The 25,115-nt window shown below is 72.3% G+C and carries 21 protein-coding genes and 1 pseudogene; 2 read left to right on the top strand and 20 right to left on the bottom strand.

Annotated elements, in window-relative coordinates; genetic code table 11:
* Positions 1–2: 2 nt before the first annotated feature.
* The 16 genes from hemB to IEX37_RS14485 all read right to left on the bottom strand — a co-directional run bounded on the left by hemB (position 3) and on the right by IEX37_RS14485 (position 15,839).
* The gene (gene hemB / locus IEX37_RS14560) at positions 3–980 is read right to left on the bottom strand and encodes a porphobilinogen synthase (RefSeq protein WP_188757098.1); all 978 of its coding nucleotides are present in this window, start codon (positions 978–980) and stop codon (positions 3–5) included.
* Positions 977–1,915, bottom strand: a complete 939-nt coding sequence (locus tag IEX37_RS14555; RefSeq protein ID WP_188757097.1) for a uroporphyrinogen-III synthase — start codon at positions 1,913–1,915, stop codon at positions 977–979. Before IEX37_RS14555 ends, hemB begins: the two co-directional genes overlap by 4 nt.
* Entirely contained in the window at positions 1,912–2,916 is a 1,005-nt protein-coding gene (gene hemC / locus IEX37_RS14550) for a hydroxymethylbilane synthase (RefSeq protein ID WP_268236547.1), read from the bottom strand. Before hemC ends, IEX37_RS14555 begins: the two co-directional genes overlap by 4 nt.
* Positions 2,917–2,959: 43 nt before the next feature.
* Positions 2,960–3,682, bottom strand: coding sequence for a hydrogen peroxide-dependent heme synthase (gene hemQ, locus IEX37_RS14545; RefSeq protein WP_188757096.1), 723 nt, complete (start codon positions 3,680–3,682; stop codon positions 2,960–2,962).
* Between the two features lie 135 nt (positions 3,683–3,817).
* On the bottom strand, positions 3,818–4,111 hold the full coding sequence (locus IEX37_RS14540; protein WP_188757094.1) for a hypothetical protein: 294 nt from the start codon (positions 4,109–4,111) through the stop codon (positions 3,818–3,820).
* On the bottom strand, positions 4,101–4,511 hold the full coding sequence (locus IEX37_RS14535; RefSeq protein ID WP_188757093.1) for a phage holin family protein: 411 nt from the start codon (positions 4,509–4,511) through the stop codon (positions 4,101–4,103). The genes IEX37_RS14540 and IEX37_RS14535 overlap by 11 nt, the downstream gene beginning before the upstream one ends.
* Positions 4,508–4,852 carry a hypothetical protein gene (locus tag IEX37_RS14530; protein WP_188757091.1) on the bottom strand — a complete coding sequence of 115 codons (345 nt, stop codon included), beginning with the start codon at positions 4,850–4,852 and terminating at the stop codon, positions 4,508–4,510. Before IEX37_RS14530 ends, IEX37_RS14535 begins: the two co-directional genes overlap by 4 nt.
* A 96-nt stretch (positions 4,853–4,948) precedes the next feature.
* Complete coding sequence (locus tag IEX37_RS14525) at positions 4,949–6,556, bottom strand: protoporphyrinogen/coproporphyrinogen oxidase (RefSeq protein WP_188757089.1); 1,608 nt, start codon at positions 6,554–6,556, stop codon at positions 4,949–4,951.
* Complete coding sequence (gene hemE / locus IEX37_RS14520) at positions 6,556–7,590, bottom strand: uroporphyrinogen decarboxylase (protein ID WP_188757087.1); 1,035 nt, start codon at positions 7,588–7,590, stop codon at positions 6,556–6,558. Before hemE ends, IEX37_RS14525 begins: the two co-directional genes overlap by 1 nt.
* Before the next feature lie 93 nt (positions 7,591–7,683).
* Entirely contained in the window at positions 7,684–8,871 is a 1,188-nt protein-coding gene (locus IEX37_RS14515; protein WP_188757085.1) for an AGE family epimerase/isomerase, read from the bottom strand.
* Positions 8,868–9,680: a carbohydrate ABC transporter permease gene (locus tag IEX37_RS14510; RefSeq protein ID WP_188757083.1), complete on the bottom strand. Its 813-nt coding sequence runs from the start codon at positions 9,678–9,680 to the stop codon at positions 8,868–8,870. Before IEX37_RS14510 ends, IEX37_RS14515 begins: the two co-directional genes overlap by 4 nt.
* A 1-nt stretch (position 9,681) precedes the next feature.
* A complete protein-coding gene (locus IEX37_RS14505; RefSeq protein ID WP_188757081.1) occupies positions 9,682–10,602 on the bottom strand; it encodes a carbohydrate ABC transporter permease in 921 nt (306 codons plus the stop codon).
* A complete protein-coding gene (locus IEX37_RS14500) occupies positions 10,602–11,906 on the bottom strand; it encodes an ABC transporter substrate-binding protein (RefSeq protein ID WP_188757079.1) in 1,305 nt (434 codons plus the stop codon). The genes IEX37_RS14505 and IEX37_RS14500 overlap by 1 nt, the downstream gene beginning before the upstream one ends.
* A gap of 27 nt (positions 11,907–11,933) precedes the next feature.
* Positions 11,934–13,736, bottom strand: a complete 1,803-nt coding sequence (locus IEX37_RS14495) for a class I mannose-6-phosphate isomerase (protein ID WP_229663298.1) — start codon at positions 13,734–13,736, stop codon at positions 11,934–11,936.
* The gene (locus tag IEX37_RS14490) at positions 13,733–14,716 is read right to left on the bottom strand and encodes an ROK family protein (RefSeq protein ID WP_188757076.1); all 984 of its coding nucleotides are present in this window, start codon (positions 14,714–14,716) and stop codon (positions 13,733–13,735) included. The genes IEX37_RS14495 and IEX37_RS14490 overlap by 4 nt, the downstream gene beginning before the upstream one ends.
* Before the next feature lie 79 nt (positions 14,717–14,795).
* On the bottom strand, positions 14,796–15,839 hold the full coding sequence (locus tag IEX37_RS14485; protein ID WP_188757074.1) for a LacI family DNA-binding transcriptional regulator: 1,044 nt from the start codon (positions 15,837–15,839) through the stop codon (positions 14,796–14,798).
* 132 nt (positions 15,840–15,971) lie between these two features.
* On the opposite strand from IEX37_RS14485, the gene IEX37_RS14480 reads away from it, so the two are divergent.
* Entirely contained in the window at positions 15,972–17,273 is a 1,302-nt protein-coding gene (locus tag IEX37_RS14480) for a glutamyl-tRNA reductase (protein WP_188757072.1), read from the top strand.
* Between the two features lie 37 nt (positions 17,274–17,310).
* Here IEX37_RS14480 and IEX37_RS14475 read toward each other — a convergent pair whose 3' ends face one another.
* Positions 17,311–19,134, bottom strand: coding sequence for a DUF2207 domain-containing protein (locus IEX37_RS14475; RefSeq protein WP_188757070.1), 1,824 nt, complete (start codon positions 19,132–19,134; stop codon positions 17,311–17,313).
* Between the two features lie 70 nt (positions 19,135–19,204).
* Here IEX37_RS14475 and IEX37_RS14470 point away from each other — a divergent pair, with 70 nt between their 5' ends.
* Entirely contained in the window at positions 19,205–19,774 is a 570-nt protein-coding gene (locus IEX37_RS14470) for an HhH-GPD-type base excision DNA repair protein (RefSeq protein WP_188757068.1), read from the top strand.
* Positions 19,775–19,792: 18 nt separating this feature from the next.
* Here the strand turns inward: IEX37_RS14470 and IEX37_RS14465 are convergent, their stop codons facing one another.
* From IEX37_RS14465 to IEX37_RS16025, 3 genes and pseudogenes are all read right to left on the bottom strand, one after another.
* Positions 19,793–21,142: an HNH endonuclease signature motif containing protein gene (locus tag IEX37_RS14465; RefSeq protein ID WP_188757066.1), complete on the bottom strand. Its 1,350-nt coding sequence runs from the start codon at positions 21,140–21,142 to the stop codon at positions 19,793–19,795.
* Positions 21,143–21,220: 78 nt separating this feature from the next.
* Positions 21,221–23,650, bottom strand: coding sequence for a helix-turn-helix transcriptional regulator (locus IEX37_RS14460; RefSeq protein WP_188757065.1), 2,430 nt, complete (start codon positions 23,648–23,650; stop codon positions 21,221–21,223).
* Between the two features lie 159 nt (positions 23,651–23,809).
* Positions 23,810–24,120: pseudogene (locus IEX37_RS16025) on the bottom strand (ATP-binding cassette domain-containing protein); the annotation flags it as partial.
* Positions 24,121–25,115 lie beyond the last annotated feature (995 nt).

Raw genomic sequence — 25,115 nt, 5'->3', positions numbered from 1 at the left:
TCTTACTCTCGCAGCCACGCGGCGGCCTCGGCGGCCCAGTACGTGAGGATGGTGTCGGCGCCGGCGCGGCGGATGCCGAGCAGCGACTCGAGGACGGCGCCGCGGCGGTCGATCCAGCCGTTGGCCGCGGCGGCCTCGATCATCGAGTACTCGCCGGAGACCTGATACGCCCATACCGGCACGTCGACGGACGCGCGCACGTCCGCGAGCACGTCGAGATAGGGCAGAGCGGGCTTGACCATCACGACGTCGGCGCCCTCCGCGACGTCGAGCAGCGCCTCCTTGACGCCCTCGCGAGCGTTGGCCGGGTCCATCTGGTAGGTGCGGCGATCGCCCTGCAGCTGGGAGTCGACGGCCTCGCGGAAGGGGCCGTAGAACGCCCCGGCGTACTTCGCGGAGTAAGCGAGCAGGAGCGTGTCCGTGAAGCCCTCGTCGTCGAGCGCCCGGCGCACGGCCGCCACCTGCCCGTCCATCATCCCGGACAGCCCGAGCAGTGCCGACCCGGCGCGCGCCTGCGCCAGCGCCATGGCGGCGTACCGCTCGAGCGAGGCGTCGTTGTCGACGGTCCCGTCGGCAGCGAGCACGCCGCAGTGCCCGTGGTCGGTGAACTCGTCGAGGCAGAGGTCCGTCTGCACGACCAGCGCGTCGCCGACTTCCGCCACGACGGCCTCAGTCGCGACGTTGAGGATGCCGCGCGGGTCGTCCGCGCCGGAGCCCACCGCGTCGCGCACGACCGGCACGCCGAACAGCATCAGGCCGCCCACCCCGACCTCGGCGGCGGCGACGGCGGCGGCCCGCAGGGAGTCGAGCGTGTGCTGGCGCACGCCGGGCATCGACGAGATCTCCCGCGGCTCCGAGATGCCTTCGCGCACGAACAGCGGCAACACCAGCTGCGAGGGCGCCAGGTGCGTCTCGCGCATCAGGCGGCGCACCGCCGGCGACTGCCGCAGGCGCCGCGGGCGGTGGGTGGGGAAGCTCACGAACCCGCTCCCTGGGGCGCGTCGGCGTCGTCGATCCGCTCGATCGCCCCCGTAGGGAGGGCCTCGGTGTGCGCCGTCCCCGCCGCGACGCCACCGGTCGGAACCGTGCCGGTCGGCACGGGACCCGTCTCCGGCACCGCGCGCGCCTCCGCGGACGGCTCGGGGACGGGAAGATCCGCGAGCACCTCGATGAGCGAGTCGATCGTCTGCGCGGGCGCGATCACGCGGATGGGCAGGCCGAGGAGGTCGGCGTCGTGCGCCGTGCGCGGGCCGATCGCGGCGATCACCGTGTCGTCCGGGATGTCCGGGAACTGCTCGCGCACCTGCTGCGCGACGGATCCGCTCGTGACGAGGATCGCGTTGATGCGCCCGTTGAGCACGTCGCGCACGACCGAGTCCTTCGCGGGAACCCCCACGGTGCGGTAGGCGACGACGCTGCGCACGTCGTGCCCCGCGGCCACGAGGGAGTTGGTGAGCACGGGCTTGGCGAGCTCGCTGCGCAGCGTGAGGATCCGGCGCGGCTGCGGCTCGAGCTCGTTCATCTGGCGCGCCATCCCCGCGGCCGAGTTGTCGCGGTCGGGAACGAGATCGACGCGGTAGCCCACGGCGCTGAGCGCGGCGGCGGTCGTCTCCCCCACGGCGGCGACCTTCGTCGTCTCCGGGATCTTGGCGTTGTAGGCGTAGAGCACGTCCACCGTCGTGGCGCTGGTCACCGTCACCCAGTCGAACTGGCCGGCGGCGAGATCCGCGAGCGCCTGCTCGAGCGTGGCCAAGTCATCGGTGGGGGCGAAGTTGATGAGCGGGGCGATCACCGGCACGGCGCCGCGCGCGCGCAGCGTGGCCGCGACGCCGTCGCCCCACGGGCCGCCGCGTGGGACGAGCACGCGCCAGCCGGCGAGGGGCTTGTCGGGACGATTGTGGGTGGCTGTGTTCATGAGGGGAGCTCTCGCGATACAAGATCGGCCGCCCCGCGTTCGAGCAACCGATGTGCGATACCTGAGCCGATATCGCGCGCGCGGTCGATCTGATCCGCGCCACCGGCAGCATCTGCACCGTTGCCACTGCCTCCGTCCCGAATATACCCCTGCTCGGGCAGAAGTACGGCCCCGTCCTCGACCAGCCGCTCCCCTTCGGCCCCGTAAACGGCCGCACGTATGTGCAGCCGATCCCCCTCATAGTGGGCGTGCACGCCCACCGGGGCGTGACATCCGGCCTCGATCCCCGAGAGCACGGATCGCTCCACCGTGACGGCGATCCGCGTGCGGGCGTCGTCGAGGCGCCGGATCGCGTCCCGCAGCTCCGTCTCGGCATCCTCGCGCGTCTCGACGGCGAGAGCTCCCTGCCCCGCCGCGGTCGGCCACTCGTCGAGCGCACGGGGCTCGAGCCGGAGCGGCGTTCGCGTGTCGAGCCGGTCGAGCCCGGCGGCCGCCAGCACGATCGCGTCGAGCTCGCCGTCGATGACCCGCTGCATGCGCGAGTCGACGTTGCCGCGCAGGTCGTGCACCGCCAGGTCGGGGTTGGCGCGCAGCGCCTGCGCGATGCGGCGGGGCGACCCCGTGCCGATGAGCGCGCCCGGGCGCAGCCGCTCCAACGGGGTGCCGTCGCGCGTGAGCACGACGTCGCGCGCGTCGGCGCGAGCGGGCGTGGCGGCGATGACGAGCCCGGGAGCGGGAGCGGTGGGCAGGTCCTTGAGCGAGTGGACGAGAAGGTCGCACTCCCCCGCCCGGAGCGCCTCCCGCAGTCGCGTGGCGAACACGCCCGTCCCACCGAGCTGCGACAGCGAGCCGCGGTTGGTGTCGCCCTCGGAGACGATCTGCACCAGCTCGACCGGGCGGCCGGACACCTCCTCGAGGGCGCGGGCGACATGGCCGGACTGCGTCATGGCCAGCGCGCTGCGGCGCGTGCCGAGACGGATGGGCGGTCCGGCGAGCGTCACGCCGCTGCCCCACCCGTGGAGTGGGTGACCACCGCCGCGAGTCTCACTGCAGGATCTCGGGGATCTCGGCGACCTCGATGCGGCGACCCGTGAAGAACGGCACCTCCTCGCGCACGTGGCGACGGGCCTCCGTGTAGCGCAGCTCGCGCATCAGGTCCACGAGCTCCGTGAGCTCGTCCGACTCCAACGGCAGCATCCACTCGTAGTCTCCCAGCGCGAAGGACGCCATCGTGTTGGCGGTCACCCCGCGGAACGCGGCGCCCTTGCGCCCGTGGTCCGCGAGCATCGCCCGGCGCTCCTCCTCGGGCAGCAGATACCACTCGTAGCTGCGCACGAACGGGTACACCGTGAGCCACTGCTTCGGCGCGATGCCGCGCAGGTAGCCCGGGACGTGCTGCTTGTTGAACTCCGCGTCGCGGTGCACGGCCATCGCGTTCCAGGTGGGAAGGAGCGGCCGGAGCAGGTCGGTGCGGCGCAGGCGCCGGATGGAGCGCTGCAGCTCCTGCGGCTGCGCACCGTGGACCCACACCATGAGGTCGGCGTCGGCGCGCAGCCCGGAGACGTCGTAGAACCCGCGCACCGTGACTCCCGCTTGGGAGAGGTAGCCCACGATGTTCTCGAGCTCTGTCGCCTCATCGGACCAGACGGGCTGGGCGGGATTGCGGCGCCACACCGCCCAGAGGCTGTAGTCGTCACCCACGAGCTCGCGCTCGTCGGCGTCAGTGGCGGCGTCACCGGCAAGGGGGGAAGTCGAGTGCTCGGCCATGCCTCCCATCCTCCCCCGGGGACCCGCCAGTGCCAAACGCGCCCGGTCAGCGCGGAGGCGACTCCCACGAGGCGGGACTGCACGCCCGTCTCGACACCGCGACCGCCCGTCTCGACGTCGCGACCGGCGCGCGGTTCAGCGCGAGATCAGACGCGCCAGCCCCCACATCGCCGCCCCCACGGCCAGGGCCGCTGCGACGGCGGCGCCGGCGGCGGCGACCGGCGAGCGCCGCGCGAAAGCGCGGGCGCGCACGGCGCCCAGTTCGGCGGCCTCCGCGGCGCGTCGGGGCAGGTTGGCCTTCTGCTCGATCGCCGCCAGCGTCGCCGCCAGCTCGGCCCGGGCACGCTCCACGGGGTCCGTGATGCCGCTCGGCACGATCGTGCGCGACTGGTCGTGCGCCGGCGTGCGGGGCGTCAGCTCAGAACTCATCCGCGACCTCTCTCACGATCTTGACGTCGGTCTTGGCCGCCTGCATGGGGCCCTCGCGCTTCCCGATCCGTCGGTAGAACACCATGCCCGCGAGCGCCACCGCGATCGCCAGCAGCACTCCGACGCCCATCACGATCAGCGCGGCCGCCCACACCGGCAGCCACAGCGACAGGAGCGCGACGAGGAAGGTCAGGAACAGCGGCACGACCCACGCGATGAAGAACAGGGCCACCAGCATCAGGCCGGTGCCGATGCCGGCGTCCCTGGCCGTCTTGACGAGCCACCCCTTGACGGCGTTGAACTCCGCGACGACGAGGTTCCTCACCAGCTGCGGAACGTCGCCGATGAGCCTGAACAGGCCGTCGTCTGCGCGATCGCGCAGCGGTGACTTCGCGGTCATCGCGGGCCAGCCGCCTTCGTCACATCCTCGTCCGTCGCCTTCTTGACGTCCTCGGCCGCGTCCTTGGTCGCGTCGAGGGCGGCATCCAGCTTCGCGCCGGGCGAGCCCTGCTTCGACACGGCCTTGGCCACGCCCACCGCGCCGCCCCACGCCGCGCGCGGGAGCGCCATCGCGCTCGAGGAGGCGACCTTGCGGACCTTGGCGACCTGCTCCTGCACGGGGTCGAGGCTCCACACCTTCAGGGCCTGCGTCTTGATCTGCTCGTACCTCTGACGACCCGCTCGGGCGCCGAGCACGTAGCCCGCGCCGAGTCCGATCACGAGTCCCAACTTTCCGCGCATGGGTTCTCCTCACGTCGTTTGCGGGTACTGCACCGGGTCCAGAGTATCCGCGCATTCCGACTTCGGCATCCGTCTTGCGGCGGGCCGCCGGACACGCTACGGCGCGGGATCGGAGCCGGGCGCCTCGGGATCGGACCACAGCGCCGCGCGGCGCACCCGGTCCGCCTCCTCGACGGCGTCGGGTACGACCTGCGCCAGGCCCGTGCCCGCAAGCCACGCCCCCACGACGCCGAGGGCGGGCACGGCTCGGATGCGCTCGCGCACCCGCCGGGTCTCCTCGCGCAGTCCGATCGTCGCGGCGGGCTGGGACTGGGTGAACCGCTCGATCCGGCACCCCACGAGCTGCTCGGGGGTGAGGGGCACCCCCAGCAGCGCCGACGCCTCCGTCAGCGCGAGCCGGGTCGCGTCGGGCTCGTCGAGCCCCTCGGTGGCGGGCTCCTCGCCCTGCGCGCCGAACGACACCCGCACGACGTGCCGCCCCTGCGCATCCCGCCGCAGCCACTCCCACTTCGCGGTGGCGTGGGTCAGCGCCTTCGCGCGGTGCGAGCCCGGAACCGTGAGCACGCCGGTGCCGCGCGGGGCCGCGTCGAGCGCGGGCGCCTGAAGCACCAGTGTGACGACGTGCACGACCGGCCCCGGGCGGGCGGGGCGCTCGTCGAGCCCGGGCACGTGGGCCGCCAGCAGACCGCGGGCCGTGCCCTCGTCGGTCGCGACGATGACGACGTCGGCCGTGTCCGCGCGCGCGCCGTCGCCGTCCGCCGGGTCCTCCCCGGAGACCGGGGCACCTTCCGGCGCCGGGGCGTCCGCGGACGCCGGGATACCCTCGGCCGCCGCGGGCCGCTCGGCGACCTCGGAGCCGTCGGCGCCGTCGGCGTCGAGCTCGACGACCCATGCCTCGCCCTCCCGGCGCAGCCCGGTGACGCGCGTGCCGGTGCGCAGCACCACGCCGCGCTCGGACAGGTCGGCCGCCAGGGCATCGACCAGCCGGCCCATGCCGCCGTCGATGCCCTCGACGGCCGTGCCGGGCGCCCCCCGGCGGGCGGCGGCCAGCTCCACGACGGCTCCCGTGAGCGAGCCCGCGCGCGTGAGCGCCGCGTTGAGGCCGGGCGCCGCGATGTCGGTGTCGATGTCGTCGGGACGCGCGGAGTAGACGCCCGTCGTGACGGGAGCGACGAGGCGCTCGAGCACGGCCTCGCCGAGGCGTGAGCGCACGAGCCGGCCGAGGCTGTGCTCGTGGCCGATCGTGAGCGGCGGCCGGACGCGATCGAGGTAGGCGCGCCATGCGCCCCGCCAGCCGATGACGCGCCGCACGTCCTCGGCGAAGGGGTTGGCGGGGATGCCGAGGATGCCTCCGCGCGGCAGCGGAGCCGCCGCCGAACCGCCGCCCTCGCCGCGTCCCGGAAGACCCGCGACCCAGGCCCCGCCCGCGCCCGGCGTCACGACCGCGTCGCCCAGGCCGAGCTCGTCGACGAGCCGCCGCACGTGCCCGCCGCGCGTGGCGAAGCTCTCCGCACCCAGGTCGAGCCGGATGCCCGCGATCTCGCCCGTGCGGATCGCGCCTCCCGGCTCCTCACCCGCCTCGAGCACGGTCACGCGCATCCCGACCTTGGCGCACTCGCGTGCCGCGACGAGCCCCGCGATGCCGCCGCCGATCACGACGACGTGCGTGGCGCTCGCCTGCTCGTACAGGTGCCCGAGGTCCATCACAGACCGTGCGCCAGCTCGACGATGCGGGTCAGCACAGCGGGATCCGTCTCGGGCGGCACGCCGTGGCCGAGGTTGAGCACGTGTGCGCGCGCGGCGCCTCCCCGACGCAGGACGTCCCGCACATGGGCCTCGAGCACGGGCCACGGCGCCCCGAGCAGCGCCGGGTCGATGTTGCCCTGCACCGTCGTCTCGGGGCCGAGCAGTGCGGCGGCCTCGTCGAGCGGCAGGCGCCAGTCGACCCCCACGGCCGCCGCGACGCCGTCGAGCCGCATGTCGGCGAGGAACGGGCCCGTGCCGACCCCGAAGTGGATGACCGGCACCGGCAGGTCCGCGACCGCGGCTTTCGAGTGGGGTGCCACGAAGGCGCGGAAGACGTCGGGGGCGAGCGACCCCGCCCAGGAGTCGAACAGCTGGACCGCCGCGGCCCCGGCCCCGATCTGGGCCTCGAGGAACGCGCGCGAGACGCGCGAGAGCCACCCCGCCAGGCGATGCCAGGACTCCGGATCGGCCTGCATCATCGCGCGGGCGCGGAGGTGCTCCTTCGAGGGGCCTCCCTCGACGAGGTAGGCCGCGAGCGTGAACGGAGCGCCCGCGAAGCCGATGAGCGGGGTCCCGGTGGCGTCGAGCTCGGCGACCACCGCCGCGACGGCCTCGCGCACGGGTCCCGCGGCGGCCGCCACCTCCGCCGGGTCGGTCGCGACCACGCGCGCGACATCCGACGCGTCCCTCACCGGGTCCGCGAACACGGGGCCACGCCCGGGCTCGATCTCGACCTCCACGCCCGCGAGCCGCAGCGGCACGACGATGTCGCTGAAGAAGATGCCCGCATCGACCCCGTGACGGCGCACCGGCTGCAGCGTGATCTCGGCGGCCAGGTCGGGAGTCAGGCACGCGTCGAGCATCCGCGTGCCGACGCGGAGCTCGCGGTACTCCGGCAGGGAGCGTCCGGCCTGCCGCATGAACCAGACGGGAGTCGTCTCGGGCCGGTCGCCGCGCAGGGCCCGCAGCAGGGGGGCGTGAGAAAGAGCCATGCCCCCTATTGTCCTCCGCCGGCGCCTGCGCGATTCCCGGGGGCCTGCCGTCCCCGGCCCGGGCGCCGTCCCCAGAGGTTCCGCTCCGCGCCGTCAGGCTTCGCCCTGCGCGGACACCACCGCCTGGTACGCATGGTAGAGGTCGGGTTTCCCCGGCCAGACCCGCGCCGACGGGCGGCCCGCGGCGTCGAGCTCGTGATGCCACGATCCGGCCGGGTCCGCGAAGCGCGATTCGATGTCCGCCCAGATCCGCTCGCCCCACACCGCCGCTCCCGGAACGCCGCGCCGCGCCAGCGCGGCTGCGGCTCCGGCGGCCTCACTGACGACCCAGTGCAGGCGCGCGTCGACGACGACCCGGTCCTCCCAGTCGAGCGAGTAGACGAAGCCGGCCCGGCTGTCCGGCGACCAGCCCACCTCGAGCGCCCGCTCCCACAGCGCGGTCGCCGCGTCCCCGAGCCACCGGGGCGATTCCCGGCCACACGAGGAGAACGCGTCCGACAGCTGCACCAGCAGCCGCGCCCACTCGAAGGAATGCCCCACGAGATAGCCATACGGACGGAACTGATCCTCCGGACGGTCGGCGTTGTAGCGGAGAAGCGGCCTCCAGTGCTCATCGAAGTGCTCCGGGATCCGCCAGCCGTGCGAGCGCGCGGCGCCGTGGATCAGTCGCTCGGCGATCCGGCCGGCCTTGCGGAGCCAGTCCGCGTCGGCGGTGGCGGCCCACGCCGCGAGGAACGCCTCCACCAGGTGCATGTTCGCGTTCGCGCCCCGGTAGGGCTCGGGATCGGACCAGTCCGCGGCGAAGGAGTCGGCGATCGCGCCTTCGTCGGCTCGCCAGAACCGCTCCTGCACGATGGCGGCTGCGGCGTCGAACAGCGCCGCTCCCTCCGTCCCTGCGTCGCGTACCGCCGCGGCCGCCAACAGAACGAAGGCGTGGTCGTAACCCGACTTGCGACCCAGCGGTCGTTCGAGCTGGGATACCCAGCCGCCGTGCTCCCGATCGGGAAAGCGGTCGAGCAGCGCACGGACGCCGTGGTCGCGCAGGCCGGCTGCGTCGGAACGGCCCCGCCGGGCTGCGATGGCGAACACGTACGTCATGCGGGCCGTCACCAGAAGCGGATGGCCCGCGGTCTCGTCGATCCGGCCCGTCGAGTCCAGATAGCCGAACCCGAGATCGTCCACCGCCCGCGCACCCCAGTCAAGCAGCCGCTGCTCCTCCGCGCGCAACCAGCGGACGCGAGCGTCCGGCAGTCCCGGCGCCGGTCCGAGCGGGGTGGTCATCCGAGCGGCCTCAGGCTCGACACGAAGAACCGCTGGCACGCGAGGAACAGCACGATCGTCGGCAGCGACACCGCGATCGCCGCGGCGAGCACGACCGGCGGACCGAGGCTCGAGAATCCGTTGCTCACCTCCGCCAGCGCGGCCATCACCGGTCTCGCGGTCGGCGTCGCGGTCAGGGTGATGCCGAACAGGAGGTCGTTCCACACCCAGGTGAACTGGAAGATGAACGCCGCGAACAGCGCCGATTTCGACAGCGGAAGGTGGATGCGGGTGAACAGCCGCCACCAGCCCGCCCCGTCCAGCTGAGCGGCCTCGGACACCTCCTTCGGGAGCGTGGTCAGGAAGTTGCGCATGATGAAGAAGGCGAACGGTACGCAGATCGCCGCGTAGATGAGGATGAGCCCGAGATGCGTGTCGTAGATGTCGAGCGCCACGTATCCCCGGAACAGCGGGATGAGGAAGATCTGCAGCGGCAGCAGCGTACCCATGTAGATCACCCAGAACCACAGCGTCCGGAAGCGGGTGCGCATCACGACGACGGCGAAGCCTGCTGCCGCGGCGGCGAGCACGGCGGCGCCGGCGGACACCGTCGCGTACACGAGGCTGTTCAGGACCCCGGCGCCCAGGCCCGAGGACGTCCACGCGATGCTGAGGTTGTCGAAGAACCCGAACCCGTTGGGGACCCACGTGGGCTGACCGCTGTACTCCGCCGACGGCGTGAAGGCGTTCACGACGAGCAGGTACAGCGGGATGAGCCACAGCACGGCCAGCGCGCCGAGGACGAGATAGCGGATGATCCGGCCGGCCATGTCACGCCTCCTTCGGCATCTGACGGCGCAGGTACGCCCACGAACTGAGGACGACGATCACGGCCAGGACGACCGCGACACTCGCGCCGTACCCGTAGTCGGTGAGGATGAAGGACTCCCGGTACATCGTGACCGCGAGCGTCTCGGACGAGCCGCCCGGGCCGCCCTTCGTGAGCAGCCATATGAGGTCGAAGACGCGCAGGCTGTTGGCGAGCGACATACCGATGACGACGACGGTCACCGCGTGCAGCTGCGGGAAGACGATCGAGCGGAACAGCCGGAATCCACGGGCCCCGTCGAGCGTGCCGGCCTCGACCGTCTCGGGCGGGACCGACTGCAGGCCCACCAGGAACAGGATGACCGCGACACCGACCGCCTGCCACGTGTTGGCGAGGATCATGACGATCGTGTTCGTGGGCCACTCCAGGAGGAAGCCCGCGCGCGACGGCTCGCCGCCGAAGAACGCGATCGCCTGGTTCAGCGCACCGTCGGAGCGGAGGACGAACCCCCAGATCACGGCCGTGGCGGTTCCGGACAGGGCGAACGGAAGGATGAAGGCGATGCGCAGCCAGCGGCCACCCTTCAGACCGTTGGTCATCATGGCGATCGCGAGACCGAGCCCGACCGGGAGCACGAGCGTGCCCACCGTCCACATGACGGTGTTGATGATCGCCTGAACGAAGTTCGGGTCGCGCACGAGTGCCGCGTAGTTCTCGAACCACACGAACGACGACATGTAGCCGTTGTCGTTCGTGAAGCTCTGCGCGAACGTCACCGCGAACGGTACGAGCAGCAGGGCCCCGACGAGCGCGACGGCGGGGAGCAGGAACGCCGCGGGGGCGACGGCTTCGAGAGGACGACGGCGCACGGGCGGCCGGGAGGTGCCCGGTCGCCCGTGCGCCGTGTCGACGGTCGAGACCATCAGCGGGTGGCCTCCCAGGCGGCCCACTCGGTCTCGGCGAGTTGCTGGAGCTTCTCGAGCGTCGGCATGATGTTGCCCTCGCTCGGGTTGACCATGAACGTCGCGAAGTGCTGCACGGCGGTCTCGATCAGCTTCGGCGGGCTGGCCTCCCAGTACCGCTCGAGCTCGATCGGCGTGGAGGCGTTGACCTGCTCGGTGACGGAGGCCAGGATCGCGTCGTCGGTGACGACCTGCGGGTTGGCGGAGGTGTCCTTGATGGAATCCACCCACACCTGCTGCACGGACGGGTTCAGCCACTCGGCCATCGTCTCGATCGCCGCGTCGCGGTTCGGGGCGTTCTCGGCGACCGCGAGCACCCCGGACTCGGTGATGACGGACTGCGGGGCGCCGTCCTCGATCATCGGCAGCAGGTAGGCGCCGTAGTCGTCTTCCGTCATCCCGTTCTGAGCGAAGATGCCGTTCCGCCACGTGCCCATGGGCACCTGGGCGACCGTGCCCTGCTGGAACAGCGCCGGCTCGTTGTCCCAGGCCACGTCCGGAGCGGTGAAGAAGTCGGCCTCGTACAGTTCGGACCAGATCCTCAGCGCCTCCTGGGCGGGCTCGTCCGTGTACGACGCGTCGCCGTTCATCAGGTCGATGTAGAACTGCGGGTCCAGCCGCGAGAGGATCTCGCCGAACCAGATGAAGGACGTCCAGCCGGCCTCCTGCGTCGCGAACAGCGGCGTGATACCGGCGTCGCGGATCGCCTCGTTGTTGGAGACGAACTCGTCCCACGTGGTCGGAGGCTGGAGACCGAGATCCTCGAACACGTGCTTGTTGTAGTACACGACCCAGTAGGACTTGTACATCGGCAGCCCGTACACGGTGCCGTCGTAGCTGAAGCTCGGAGCCGTGTCGGGATTCAGCCAGCCCTTCTCGACCGCCTCATCCCACACGTCCGTGAGGTCGGCGAGGCCGCCCGCACGCGCGAGGTCCTGGAGGCGGTAGCCGCTCCACCACTTGACGATGTCGGTGGTCGAGTTGGTCTGCAGCGAGGAGCGGATGACCTGCTGATAGTTCTCGGTCGAGGGGACGTTGCGCGCCTCGATCCCCTGGGCGCCCGCCGCTTCCAGCGCCTGCGATGCCGCCTCGTACGCCGGAAGGAAGTCGGCGCGGTCGCCGTTGAGGGTCACCGCTCCGGGCGAAGCGCCGGTCTCATCCGACGGCCCGCCGCTGCATGCGGCCAGAAGCGCACCGGCGGCGACCAGCGCGGTCGCCACGGCCGGCCACCGGGGCCGACGACGGGCTGTGGTCTTGCGTGACATGGGATCTCCTTTGATCGATTTCGGGGGTCAGGGAGCCTCGCTGGTCGCCGTCCCGCGCACGTACGCCTTCACGGTGGCGAAGCGCGTGGCGGAGGCGCCGGGAGCCGGGGTGATGTCATAGGCGCCGACGGCAGCGGGGACGATGAACGTCTCCGCGTAGTGGACGACGAAGTCGTCGAACGAGCCCGAGGGGCTGGAGACGACGACCTCGTCCCCTTCCACGAGGTTGAGCACGTTGACGGTGCCGTGCGTGTGGTGCGGCGTGCGTCCGGTGAACCAGTGGCGGCGCACCTCGATGAACTCGAGCTCGTGCAGGCCGGTGCGCTCCTCCGTCCAGCCGTCGCCCGAGGCGATCGGCTCGACGCCGGAGAGCTGGGCGATCCACTCGGTATCGCGATCCCACTGGATGTTGCGCAGCCCGTGCTCGAGGTGGACCGGCCGCGGCAGCCCGTCGAGCCCGAGCCGCCCCCAGTCCCACAGCTTGAACGTGAAGATGTACGGGGTGGCCGAGATCTCCAGCACGAGCGAGTTGGCGCCCGAGCAGTGAACGGTTCCGGCCGGAATCGAGAAGTGGTCGTGCTTGCGGGCCGGCAGGATGTTGACGAACTCCTCCGCGGGGAAGGGTGCACCGCCCGCCTGCGCCTCCTCGAGGGCCGCCGCGAACGCCCGCGGGTCGGCCCCGGTCTTCAGCCCCAGGTACACCGTCGCGTCCTCGTCGGCGTCGAGCAGGTAATAGCTCTCGTCCTGGGTGTACGGCATGCCGAAGCGGTCCTGGATGTAGCCCGTGAGCGGGTGGACCTGCAGGGAGAGGTTGCCCCCGCCCATGGTGTCGAGGAAGTCGAAACGAATGGGGAACTCCGGGCCGAAGCGCGCGTGCGTCCGCGCGCCGAGCAGCTCCCGGGGGCGCGTGAGCACGACGTCGATCGCCGGCAGCTCCAGCACGCGCTCGCCGTCGGACAGGAGAATGCTGTTCTCCTCCGGAACGCAGTCGAACGCCCACGCATAGTTCTCGGGCCCCTCGGGCAGCCCCAGCGCCTCACGCATCCACTGCCCGCCCCAGACCCCGGGATCGAAGTAGGGCACCACGCGGAAGGGCGAGGAGACCGCCGCCTCCATGCCCGCGCGAAAGGCCTCCGCCGTGATCGCGAGCGCGTCGGCGGGGGCACGGTTGCCGTCGATGACGAGATCGGCGCGCGGGTAGAGCGTGTCCTGCTTGTGACGGTCGGCGATGCGCCACTCCACGAAGAAGCCGCGCTTGATCTTGCGGAGGACGTCCTCATCCCCGTTGTCCGTGCGCCAGTTGCCGAGCCCCGCTCGGTAACGGAGGGTGATCTCCCAGCGCGCGAGCTCGATCGACACGATCGCGGCGTCGTCTGAGGCGACGAGCGCGGCTCCCCATCCGAGGAGGACGACGGGACCCTGCCGCGCTCCGACCTCGTCACGGAGTGCGGACAGCTTCCCCTCGTCGTACACGGCCTCGATGCGGTGATGGCTCATGACGCCGAACACGCGGTCGTCGGTGAGGTTCTGTCGGAACAGTTCCTGGAGCTCGTCGGTGTCGAGCGCGGCGCGCTGCTCGACGTCGATGAGCGCGGCATCGGGATATGCCTCGGCGAGCGCGGCTTTCCAGGCCTGCAGATCGACGCCCGGGTAGGCGTCGACGACGACGAGGGGGCGGCCGGGGGCCCGCTCCTCGGCGATGGCGCGAGCACGGGCGAGCGCCTCCCCCGCCTCCAGGATGCGGCGGTCGCCCCCGAGTCGGATGGTCGGCTGCAGCTCGTAGTTGCCGGGGAACATCCTCGAGGGCTCCGAATTGCGCTGAGCGTTCATGCAGTGGCCTCCGTGGGGGACTGGGTGGGGGTCGTGTCGGCTCCGCCGTGCCCTCGGGTCTCGGCCGCCTCTCGGGCGAGCACGGCGAGGCCGAGGAGCACGGAGAACTCGGGACGCGCGGCGACGACGACGCGCGGGCGATGGGCGGACGACCACATGAACGCGGCCTGGTGCCTCTCGATGGCTTCGGGCACGAGCGCGCCGGCGCGCAGGACCCCTCCGGCGAGCACGAGGACGTCGGGGTCGTACGCGTGGCACAGATTCGTCGCCGTGGCTCCCCAGGCGAGCAGCGCCTCGTCTCGCAGCGCGATCGCGAACGGGTCTCCGTCGGCCGCGCGCTCGAACACCAGCCGGTAGTCGGCGGTTTCGATCCGCGCCTCCCACGCGGCATCCGGGGCCACGGCCAGCCGGCGTCGGATCCGGCCCGGAAGGGCCCAGGAGCCGCCGACGGTCTCGCCGCAGCCGAGGTTGCCGCAGTTGCAGCGCTCGCCGAAGAGGTCCGTGGTCAGGTGACCGCCGAGCACACCCGCATGATCGTGCGCTCCGCGCAGGAGACGCCCTCCGATCAGCGCCGCGGTGCCGATACCCGTGCCGAGCGAGAGGGAGACCACGTCGGTCTCGCCTCGGGCGACGCCGTAAGTGACCTCGCCGAGGAGCGCGGCGCGGCCGTCGTTCTCGATCTCGGCCGGGACCCCGAACCGCTCACGGGCCCACGACCGCAGATCCCGGCCGTGCAGGTAACCCTGCTTGCCGTGCGCGGCGGCGAGGGTGCCGCGTCGGCGGTCGACGATGCCGGGCACCGCGATGCCGACGCCGGCGATCGCTCCGTCTCCGATCAGCGCACGGGCCTCGTGCTCGGTCCGTTCGAGGTCTCGCGGAGTCGAGGTGCTGACGAACTCCGTCGTGCCCGACAGCTCGCCATCGGCGACCACGCCGACCTTGATGGCGGTCCCGCCGAAATCAACGCTGAGCGTCGGCATGTCTCGTTCTCCGTCCTTGGCTGTTGGTAACGATACCAGCTTCGGCATCGAGCGCAAGCCGCAGCGCCGGGGCACGGTTTCAGGCCTGCACGGACACGGGCAGCTCGACGAAGCGCGGCGGGCCGTCGAACCCGTCGAGCCGTTCGAACAGCATCCGCGCCGCGATGCCGCCGAGCTCGCGCGCGTCGTGGGACACCACCACGGTCGGCGCCGGCACGAACTCGATGAGCTCCACGTCGTCGAAGCTCGCGAGCGCCGGGGCCTCGGCCAGCCGCCCGTCGGCGAGCCGGCGGGCGATGACCTGCAGGGCGCCGATGGTGTTCCGGTTGTTGGCGGCGAACACGGCCGTCGGGGGCTCCGCGAGATCGAGCAGCCGGGTCATCGCGGCGCGCGCCGCTTCCAGGTCCTGCTGGCCCGCGGAGGCCAGCGCGGGATCCTCGGCGATCCCGGCGGCCTCCAGCGCGCGCCGGAACCCCTCGTAGCGGCGGCCGGCCGTGAACATCGACACGTTGTTCCCGAGGAATGCGATCCGCTCGTGCCCGAGCGCGACCAGTCTCTCGGTCGCCTGCCGCGCCCCCTCGACATCGTCGAGCAGCACCGCGTCCGCATCGATGCCCCCGACCTGGCGGGAGGCGAGGACGACGGGCAGGCCTCCGAGCGCTTCGGCCCGGAGGTGCTCCCCCGAGGGCCCGGACGGCACGACGATCAGTCCCTCGACCTGCCGGCCGACGAAGTCGGACACCAGCTGCCGCTCGCGGTCCAGGTCCTCGCCGGTGTTGCCGAGCAGCACCCTCCGCCCGCGCTCGGCGGCGACCTCCTCAACGCCCAGCGCGAAGTTCCCGTAGTACGGATTGCCGATGTTCGTGATCGCGACGCCGATGAGTCCCGAGTGCTGGCCCGGGCGGATGCTGCGCGCGTTCTCGTTGCGGCGGTACCCCAGCCGCGCGACGGCGTCGAGCACGCGCTGCTGCAGCTCCGGGCGCACGTTCCGGCCTCCCGCGAGTGTGCGCGACACCGTCATCGGGCTCACCCCGGCTGCCTGCGCGACCTCTCTCACGGTGGGGGCATGGCGATCCGATCCGCCGTCCGACCCGCCTCCCGCGCGCCGTTGCCCTGCACCCATTGGTCAAAGATATCGCTGCGGGTCGCCGTGACTGGGGACCGGGCCGAGCACGCCCGGCGACGACACGCGATTCGGGTCGGCCGGGATCATGGATCACTCAGGAAGCGTTTCGACGAGCTGTAGAATATCGACGTGCTGCTGTGTGTCACCGCGAGTCATAAGACCGCCCCGTTCGACCTCCTCGAGCAGCTCAGCAGCCCCTCGGCGGAGGCCGTCGCCCCGCTGATCGCGCGCACCGCGCCGGAGGTGCGCGGCGCGGTCGTGCTCGCCACATGCAACCGCTTCGAGGCCTACATCGAAACCGGCGACGACGACAGCGCGGGCGTGCAGGCCGCCCTGGGGGCGATCGAGGCCGCCACCGGTGTGGCGCGTGACGACCTGGCCGGCTCCTACGAGGTAAAGCGCGGCGGCAAGGTGGCCGAGCACCTCTTCGCGGTCGCCTCCGGACTGGAGTCGGTCGTGATCGGCGAGGGCGAGATCGGCGGCCAGGTGCGTCGCGCGCTCGCGCAGGCGCGCGCGCAGGGAACGACCTCGAGCGAACTCGAGCGGCTGTTCCAGCGCGCCACCGAGACCCAGAAGGGCGTCAAGAACACCACGGCCCTCGGGCGCGCCGGACGATCGCTCGTGCGCCTCGCGCTCGAGCTCGCCGACAGCCGCCTGGCGGACTGGACGACGCAGCGTGTCCTGCTCGTCGGCACCGGCGCGTACGCCGCCGCGACCCTCGCGGCGCTGCGCGACCGGGGCGTGACGGACATCACCGTGTTCTCGCCGTCCGGCCGCGGCCAGAAGTTCGCCGCCAAGCACGGCATCGCCTGGACCACTCGCGAGGACTACCCGGGGGCCGCCGCCGCTTCCGACCTGGTCATCACGTGCACCACGAGCGAGGACCCGGTCCTCGACGCGGCGCTCCTGCGTGAGGGCGGTCTGGACGACCGCCTGTTCGTCATCGACCTGGGCCTGCCCCGCAACGTGGACCCGGATGTCGCGGAACTCGACCACGTGACCCTGCTCGACCTCGAGACGATCCGGCTGCACGCTCCGCTGGAGGAGCTGCAGGCGACCGAGACGGCGCGCGCCATGGTGAAGGACGCCGCCGCGCGCTTCCACCTCGTGGGCCGGCAGCAGAGTGCGCAGCCGGCCGTCGTGGCGCTGCGCGAGCACGTGTTCGGGCTGCTCGAGGACGAGATCGCACGCGTGAGGCGTCGCAGCGACGCGGCCACCGCCCGCCAGACCGAGCAGGCGCTGCGTCACCTCGTGGGCGTCCTGCTGCACGCCCCGACGACGCGCGCGCAGGATCTGGCCGTCGAGGGCCGCGCGGACGAGGTGTTCGCGGCCGTCGAGGCGCTCTTCGGCGTCGACGTCCGCGGCGCGGAGCAGGCGGAGGGCGACGCCGCGACCGGCTGCCCCTTCCCCGGCGAGGCGCGCAGCGCCTGATCCGGCTGTCGCGTGCGGACTCCGCCGCACGCGCGCGTCACCGGCCCCCGGAGAACCCGCCGCCTCCGCCGCCGCCCGAGAAACCGCCGCCCGAGAAACCGCTGCCGGAAGACGCCGACCCGCCGCTGGGCGCGAAGCGCGACGGCGCGAGCGTCGCGTTGGTGGACGACATCGCCCCGACGAAGACGCCCGTGCGGAAGCCGGCGCCGCCGTCGCTCCACCACGCCGGGGCGCCGAGCGCGTCGTAGCGCGCGGCGAGCGCCTCGCTCCACGAGCGCTCCTGACCGAACAGCACGGCCCAGGGCAGCAGCCGCTCGTACAGACGCACCAGCTGGCGGTCATCGCCCACGTCGATCCGCTCGGCCCCCTCGACCGACTGCAGCATCCGTAGCCGGTCGGCCTCGGCGAGCTCGATGAACTCACGCAGGCCCCGAAGGTGCTCGAGCGCCCGGCTTCCCCGCTCGGTGCGCAGCTTCGGCGCGGCGCCGAACGTGAGCGACAGGACGACGTGCAGCAGCGTCACGATGAAGACGGCGAGAAACGCGCCGCCCGCACCGATGATCGCGCAGGCGGCGAGGAGCGCCACCCCCACGACGCCGCCGGCGAGGGCGGAGAACCGCCCGATCCGCGCGGGGATGCGGTCGGCCGGCTTCTCCAGGAATCCGCGCGTGAGCCGGACCCGGTCCAGGCGCTGGATCCGCGCGTAGAGCTTCTCGTCGCGCCGGTCGAGCGCGTTGACGCGCTCGCCGCCCGGGAACAGCGCGTCGTACGCCGCGCGCAGCGTCTCCGCGACCGAACCCTCGCCGGCCGGCGGGTCGCCGGCGCGCTCGACCTCGAACGTCGGCGTGCGTGCACCGGGATCCGTCACGACCAGACGCACGGACCCGGCGACCGCGAGCGCGACCACCTCGGCGGGGAAGACCCGCGCCTTCGTCGCAGATCCGCCCAGCAGCGCCGCGGCGAGCCGGAGCGGGACGTCGGGCTCGGGCTCGTACTGCGCGATGACGATGCCGCGGCCCGGCGCATGGCGCCAGCGCCGCTTCGCCGTCACGGCCACGAATCCGGTGGTGAGCGCGGCGAGAGCGCCCCACACCCATCCCACCGCCCGGGCGAAGGGCGTCTCGCTGCCGATGAAGGGCCGCGTGAACGTCCCCGGCTCGAACTGGACGGCGACGGTCCACTCCTGGCCGGGGACCCGCTCGCGGAGTTCGGCCTCGAGGACGAGGCCGCCGCCGGAACCGCTCTCGGTGACCTCGCACGGGTCCGTGGAGCCGTGCGCGCCCGTGAAGCAGAGCAGCTCACCCGTGTAGCGGGCGGCGACGTCCGGATCGACCGTGATGGTGGCCGTCGCCACACCGATGGGCTGCGGGGTGCCACCGGGCAGCAGGTCCCAGTACAACTCGTCGGGCGTCCCCTCCTCCCGGTCGGGCGCGAACGCGACGTTCTCGAGCGTGTACGAGATGACGTAGGTGGTCGTGCCGTGCTTGAACGTGTCGTCGTCGATCGACAGCACCCGGTAGTCGATGCCGTCGATCTCCTCGTCGTCGGACTCGAACACGACCGGGGCGCCGCTGCCGTCCGTCACGCTGACGTCGGTGGGCTCGGTGGGCGCACCGCGGTAGTCGGTGGGGATGCCGCGCACGATGCCACGGTTCTGGTCGTGGTCGGGGAACTCGGCGACCCACGTCTCCGTGACGTCGAGCCGCGCCCGGCCGTCCTCCGTCGTGCCGAGGTGCATGTCGACCTCGTAGCGGGAGTAGGAGAAGTCGTCGACATCCGCGAAGGCGGAGGGCGCGAGGGCCACCGCGCCCCCGGCCGCGGCGAGCGCGGCGGTCGCCGCCAGCACGGTCCGTCGGGTCATCACCCCAGCTTACGAACCGCGTTCGCACGCCGCCTCCGTCGCGAGAGGGATGCGGTGGGAGGATGTACCCATGGCACTGACGATCACCGGTGACGAACGCGCGGACGCGCTGCTGACCGACAACCCGCTGGCGCTGCTGATCGGCATGCTCCTCGATCAGCAGATCGCCATGGAGACCGCGTTCGCCGGGCCCGCGAAGATCGAGGACCGCGTCGGTGCCGTCGACGCCGCCACGATCGCGGACTACGACCCGGAGGCGTTCACCGATGTCTTCCGGCAGACGCCCGCGGTGCACCGGTTCCCGGGCTCCATGGCCGGGCGCGTGCAGACGCTGTGCCGGACGATCGTCGACGAGTGGGACGGCGACGCGGCCGCGATCTGGACGCGCGGCGAGCCGACGGGCGCAGAGGTGCTGCGGCGTCTCAAGGCGCTTCCCGGGTTCGGCGATCAGAAGGCTCGCATCTTCCTCGCCCTGCTGGGCAAGCAGTGCGGCTTCGACGGCGCGGGATGGCGCGAGGCCGCGGGCGCCTACGGCGAGGAGGGCGCGTTCCGATCGGTGGCCGACATCACGAGCCCCGAGTCGCTCGCCAAGGTGCGCGAGAACAAGCGCGCGGCGAAGGCCGCCGCCAAGGCCAAGTAACCGCGGCCCCTCCGCAGGTCAACCCGGGCGCGGGGCCTGGCCTTCCGTCCCGGGATCCGGCATGAAGCGGACGACCGGTGCGGGAGCGGTGGCGACGGTGCGGCCGGTCGGAGTGGTCCACTCGAGCACGCCGCCGGCACGGTGCGTCACCCGCCACGGCGAATGGTGTTTGAGCATGTGGTGGGCACGGCAGAGCGCGGCCAGGTTGGTCACCGCTGTGGCCCCGCCGTCGGCGTAGGCGGTCGTATGGTCGAAGTCGCAGCGCCGAGCCGGTTGGATGCAGCCGGGGAAGCGGCAGTGCTCGTCCCGCGCGGTGAGGAATCTCTTCTGCTCGGCCGTCGGCGTGTACGCGTCGACCGTGCGGAGGCACCCGGTGTCCGCGTCCACGAAGAGCCGGGCCCACGTGTGCGTCCCGCCCGCGAGCCGACGGGCGGTCTCGGGGTCGATCGGGCCGTATCCGGCCAGGACCGCGGGCCGAGAACCGCCCGCGATGGTGTCGGCGGGGATCGTGACCTGCACCGTCGCGCGGATCGCGCCGAGGGCGTCCCCCACGGACCCGGCGCTGGCCGACGGATCGGGGTGGCCGGTGAGGACGAGTTCGGCGAACGTGTCGGCCCGCAGCTGCGCGAGCGTACGGTCGTCGGTCGGCAGGGGCGCGTCGTCGTCCTCGTCGAGCTCGCCGAACGCCGTCCCGGCCGCCGCGCGGGCGGCGCTCTTCACGGTCCGGGCGAGCTGCGTCACTCGATCGTGCATGCCGTGGGCCAGCGTCGACTCCACCAGCGCGCTGAACACGCTCATGCCGTCGCCGACGTCCTCCACCCAGACGCGCCGCTGTTCACGCGCCGCCTCGTGGCGCTCGACGAACGTCGTGGGCTCGACCTGCTCGGCGACGTGCTTCGCGACGGGACGCAGCTGGGCCGCCGAGAGCCCCGGCGCCCGGTCCAGCAGGCGCTGCTCGTACGCCGTGCGCGCCGCCGCGTCGGCAAGCCGCAGCCCCTCCTGGACCACGACCGAGGCGTGCGCCCGGGAGATCCGCCCCTGGGACAGCGTCGCGAGCGTGGCAGGGAACTTGTCGACCAGCACAGCCGCCTCGTCCATGCGGCCCCGGATCGACGCGTCCGACGCTGTTGTGGCTGCGGCGATCTCCGCCGCGATCGCGCGCAGCGGCAGCTGGTAGCTCGACGGGCCGCCGAGCTCCGCCATGATCTGCAGGGCGAGGTCCTGGGCGCCGGCGAGAAGGTGCGCCTTCGCGGCCTCCAGCTGGGCGATCATCCGATCCGCCGTCGCAACGCCCTCCACGACGGCCGACAGCGCCGCCCGCCGGTGGGGGTCGAGTTCCCACCGCTCCGCGAACGACTGCCTGGACATGCCTCCAGCATGTCACGAGCCTCGGACATTTGTTCGAATGTCGCTGCGCCTGTGGATGCCTGGGCTCCACCGCCACGGTCAGTCGTCGTCGCCCTCGCCGGCTTCCTCGCCCTCGAGCAGACCGAGAGCGGTCGCGCGGCTCAGCGCCTCGGTGCGGGAGCCCACGCCCAGCTTGCGGTACAGCGACCGCAGCTGCGATTTCACGGTGTTGCGGGAGACATACAGCCGCGCCGCCACCTCGTCGACCGACCCCGCCTCGGTGAGTGCGCGCAGCACCGCGAGCTCGCGCGGGCTGAGCGACTCGGGCGCGTCGTCGGGCAGGACCGAGGGGCGGGGCTCTCGGAGCACCGCGGCCTCCACCACGCCCGCACGCTCCATTCGTTCCGCCATCGCCAGACGGTCGCGGCTGCTGACGAACATGAGCGGGGCGCGCAGGCCCGTCTCCCGCAGCAACCCGGCGACGCGGAGGAGGATGAGGTCGGCGTCGTCGGCGCGCCCCGTGCGCAACGCGATCGCCGCAGCGAGCAGTTCGGCCTCCAGGCGCCCGCGCGGGTGGAGATCCGGCGTCGCGAGGACCGACCCGACCCTCGCCATGGCCTCCGCCTCGCGCCCCAGCGCGAACTCCACCCGCGCCAGCGCCAGGACCCCGGCCGCGCGATGCCGCGCCCCGCGCGCAGCCAGGCGGCGCGCGTGCGCCAGGTCGCCCAGGGCGAGGCGCAGATCCGCCTCGGCGATGTCGAGCAGGCTGCGGGCCCCGCTCGTGGTGGGAGCCTGACCGCGGCGGCTCCGCAGCGCGCGCAAGCGCATCAGCCCCGTCGCGGCGTCGCTCGCGGCGATGTCGCGCCTGGCCTGCACGATCGCGAACATCGGCCAGTGCTCGACGATCTCGGCCACGCGCCCCGCCTCCTCGAGCCACGCCTGGGCGGCATCGGGATCACCGTCCTCGACCGCGACGATCGCCATCCCGAGGTGGAAGAAGTCCGCCGGGCTGGACGCGCGCCACCCCGGCGGCCACTCGGCCGCGTCCGCCTCCGCCAGCAACTGGCGCGCAGCGGGCAGGTCGCCCTGCCACGCGGCGAGTCCCGCGCGCATCGAGAGCGGGTCCACGACATCCGCGCGCCCCGCCTCGCGGTGCTTGGCGTAGCCGATCTCGAAGCACCACTGCGCCAACCCCTCGTCGCCGAGGTACATCGCGCTGATGCCGAGGTGGACGTACAGCATGGGACCGAGGCGGCCGAGCGACTCCATGTCCGCAGGCGCCAGCGCCGTGTAGTCGTCGATCGCGCGCCGCAGGAGTGGCAGCGCGTGGTCGGCCAGAGGCGTGACGCGCAACGCGCAGGCCTCGAACGCGCGGTACATGACGCGATCGCGGTGCGATCCGCGACTGGGCTGCACCCGCTGGAACACCGACTCGGAGGCGAGCAGCTGCAGCGCTCGCAGCCGCGTGCTCGGCATCATGTTCGACAGCAGCGCCCGCATGACGATGAGAGCCGGGTATCCGCGCAGGTCGGAGCCCGGAACCTCCGCGAACACCGCGTACGTGTCATGCAGCTGCTCGAGCAGGTCCACCCAGTTCGCGAAGGCCACGGCCGTGGCGAGCTCGAAATCCCGCAGCCCCAGCGCCACGCGCAGAGCGGCGAGCGGCTGCGTCCGGATGAGCGACGCGTGCACCGCGTCCGTGAGGAGGCGTCGCCGGTGCGCCGCGGGCAGCGCCATCTCGGCGTCGGGCGCGAGCAGGCCCCGCACGAGCGGGGTGAGCCCGACCGTGTCGCCATCGGAGGTGGCGAGCCCCGCGTCCTCCGCCTCCATCGCCGCGGCCCAGGGCATGCCCCACGCTGCGAGGACGTCCGGGTCCACACGCTCGAGAAGCGTCATCGCCAGGACGGCATCCCGGAGCTCGGGCCGCTGGGCGAGCTCGTCGAGCAGGCGCCGCCGCAGCCGGGCCCTCGCGACATCGCCGCCGTCGTCGAGGGCGGCGCGGACGGCCGTGACGGAGCCCTCGGAGTCGGCCAGGAGCGCGTCCCGCTGCGCCGCGGGCATGTCCGGCGCGGCCTCCGCGAGCTCCTCGGACGTCACCCGCAGCTCGTCCGGGCCGATGCACGTCACCGGCGCGTCGCACGCCTCCGCCATGTGCCGCGCGGTGCGCGCACTGCGCGTCGCGAGCGCCACCCGCACCCTGCGGTGGGAGTCGACGAGCCGGCCGAGACGGCCGATCGCGTCCTCCGAGAGCCGCTCCGCCCTGTCGACGAGCAGCACCGCGCCGGTCGCGGCCTGCTCCTCGATCACGTCGAAGGGGAGATCGCCGTCGTCGCCGGGCTCATGCCATGCGACAGGGTCCGGCAGCGTGCCGGCCCACTGGACCAGCAGAGTCGTCTTCCCGGCGCCCGCCGACCCGTGCAGGATCGCCACCGCCTCGGTCTCCGCGAGGCGTCGCAGGAGGGCATGACGCGGCAGTTGCGGGCGCGCGATGCGCGGCACCGCTTCATGCGTCGTGATCGGTCCCGTCATGTCGACATCCCTCCGCGCGCACGGCTCGGGCCCGTCGCCGCACCGCGGAGCGACGACGACCGGCCGCGGATGAGTCCACGCTACCGGTGCGCAGGGGGGCCGACGGCCCGATTCGGGCTCCCGGGCGATCTCTGTGGAAAACCGTCCCGATCGGCCCCGGGAGGCGGCGAGGTCGAGCCAGCGACGCATGCCGCCGCTGAACTTCGCGATCGGACGGGACGCGGCCGCCGTAAGCCAGAATGCCTCCAGCAGCTCGGAGGCTTTGCGCCTGGCCTCCGAGCGGGACAGCCGGAGCAGCCGCGCGAAGATCATGAGGTTCTCGGTCGCCGACAGCGTCTCGTCGACCGAGACGAACTGCCCCGTGAGCCGATGATCTGCCGCACGGCGTGTGGCTCGCTCGCGACGTCCCGTCCGAAGAACTCCGCGCGGCCCCCGTCCGGGCGCAGCAGCGTCGCCAGCGTGCGGATCGTGATTTGACGTTCTGCGATGACCCGCGGCCCTCAGTCCATTGGCTGCTCTATTCGCGGTGGGCGGCCAGCCGCTCAAGACGAAGTATGAGCGGCATGACAGCGGAGGGACCTGGACAAGGGCAGGAAGAACACCACATCGGCAGTGCACCGTGGCATACGCGCGGATCGCAGCAGGCCGCTGCCGACGTTGCTAGGCCGCGCTGACGGTACGTCGCGTCATGCGGATTGACCACCCCACCGGGGGCATGGCGCCCAGAATGACGCTGGTGCCAACTCGGTAGATTCGGCAGAAGCCAACCTCCGAACTGGTGACAACAGCCGGACCGGCAGGCCCGACTCAGCCGAACATCGCGGTCTGTTAGGTGCGCTTGCCGCCCGCCGAGACAGCGACGCCGATCTCCTATCGGTCGCTCGGCTAGACCGAGCCCGCCAGTCTCTGGGATCGATGGTCGCTCGTACCTGCCTCCGCGCCGCTCCAGTTCGGGCGGTCACCTGGCCGCCGCCCATCATTGACCGAGCCCCCGCTCACCTCTCGGAGCGGGACTCGCTACGTTGCCGCCGAATGGAACGGTGCGCACTCGCGGACGGGCAAGGGCATGGTTGCCATGGATGGCTCGTGCACCTCTGCATGAAGACGGCCTCTTTGCCCGGCTTTGTGCCAGAAAGTGCGTGAGACATCCCGAATCGGTTGCTTTCATGGATTCTCAGCCGTGCCGGGCCGTCAAGGATTTGTTCACTAGCTAACCTTCTAAGTTGCGCACAGAGGCTATTGACCTGCCTTTTTACGCAGCTTGGCCGCAAGGAACAACTATGTTTGATGCATGCATGGATGCAACTCAGAACGGACCTTCTTGTGATCACCCATCGCGGCAGGTATTCTCAGCAGCCCACCACGTTATAGGAGTGCTGCATGGGGTCAAGTCCCCGGTAGTGGTGTAGCCGCTTCGTGATCCTTCGGTGCTGGGTTAGGCGCTGAGTTCGAGGATGGTGTCGGT

The sequence above is a fragment of the Microbacterium album genome, assembly GCF_014643695.1.
Taxonomy (GTDB): Bacteria; Actinomycetota; Actinomycetes; order Actinomycetales; family Microbacteriaceae; genus Microbacterium; species Microbacterium album.
Note: the sequence above shows the minus strand (reverse complement) of the source record. Positions and strands in the feature narration are given on the sequence as shown.

Coding starts and splice junctions, on each gene's coding strand:
- IEX37_RS14555 (WP_188757097.1), bottom strand. CDS start 1,915: ATGAACACAGCCACCCACAATCGTCCCGACAAGCCCCTCGCCGGCTGG.
- hemQ (WP_188757096.1), bottom strand. CDS start 3,682: ATGGCCGAGCACTCGACTTCCCCCCTTGCCGGTGACGCCGCCACTGAC.
- IEX37_RS14540 (WP_188757094.1), bottom strand. CDS start 4,111: ATGAGTTCTGAGCTGACGCCCCGCACGCCGGCGCACGACCAGTCGCGC.
- IEX37_RS14535 (WP_188757093.1), bottom strand. CDS start 4,511: ATGACCGCGAAGTCACCGCTGCGCGATCGCGCAGACGACGGCCTGTTC.
- IEX37_RS14530 (WP_188757091.1), bottom strand. CDS start 4,852: ATGCGCGGAAAGTTGGGACTCGTGATCGGACTCGGCGCGGGCTACGTG.
- IEX37_RS14525 (WP_188757089.1), bottom strand. CDS start 6,556: ATGGACCTCGGGCACCTGTACGAGCAGGCGAGCGCCACGCACGTCGTC.
- hemE (WP_188757087.1), bottom strand. CDS start 7,590: ATGGCTCTTTCTCACGCCCCCCTGCTGCGGGCCCTGCGCGGCGACCGG.
- IEX37_RS14515 (WP_188757085.1), bottom strand. CDS start 8,871: ATGACCACCCCGCTCGGACCGGCGCCGGGACTGCCGGACGCTCGCGTC.
- IEX37_RS14510 (WP_188757083.1), bottom strand. CDS start 9,680: ATGGCCGGCCGGATCATCCGCTATCTCGTCCTCGGCGCGCTGGCCGTG.
- IEX37_RS14505 (WP_188757081.1), bottom strand. CDS start 10,602: ATGGTCTCGACCGTCGACACGGCGCACGGGCGACCGGGCACCTCCCGG.
- IEX37_RS14500 (WP_188757079.1), bottom strand. CDS start 11,906: ATGTCACGCAAGACCACAGCCCGTCGTCGGCCCCGGTGGCCGGCCGTG.
- IEX37_RS14495 (WP_229663298.1), bottom strand. CDS start 13,736: ATGAACGCTCAGCGCAATTCGGAGCCCTCGAGGATGTTCCCCGGCAAC.
- IEX37_RS14490 (WP_188757076.1), bottom strand. CDS start 14,716: ATGCCGACGCTCAGCGTTGATTTCGGCGGGACCGCCATCAAGGTCGGC.
- IEX37_RS14485 (WP_188757074.1), bottom strand. CDS start 15,839: ATGGGTGCAGGGCAACGGCGCGCGGGAGGCGGGTCGGACGGCGGATCG.
- IEX37_RS14475 (WP_188757070.1), bottom strand. CDS start 19,134: ATGACCCGACGGACCGTGCTGGCGGCGACCGCCGCGCTCGCCGCGGCC.
- IEX37_RS14470 (WP_188757068.1), top strand. CDS start 19,205: ATGGCACTGACGATCACCGGTGACGAACGCGCGGACGCGCTGCTGACC.
- IEX37_RS14465 (WP_188757066.1), bottom strand. CDS start 21,142: ATGTCCAGGCAGTCGTTCGCGGAGCGGTGGGAACTCGACCCCCACCGG.
- IEX37_RS14460 (WP_188757065.1), bottom strand. CDS start 23,650: ATGACGGGACCGATCACGACGCATGAAGCGGTGCCGCGCATCGCGCGC.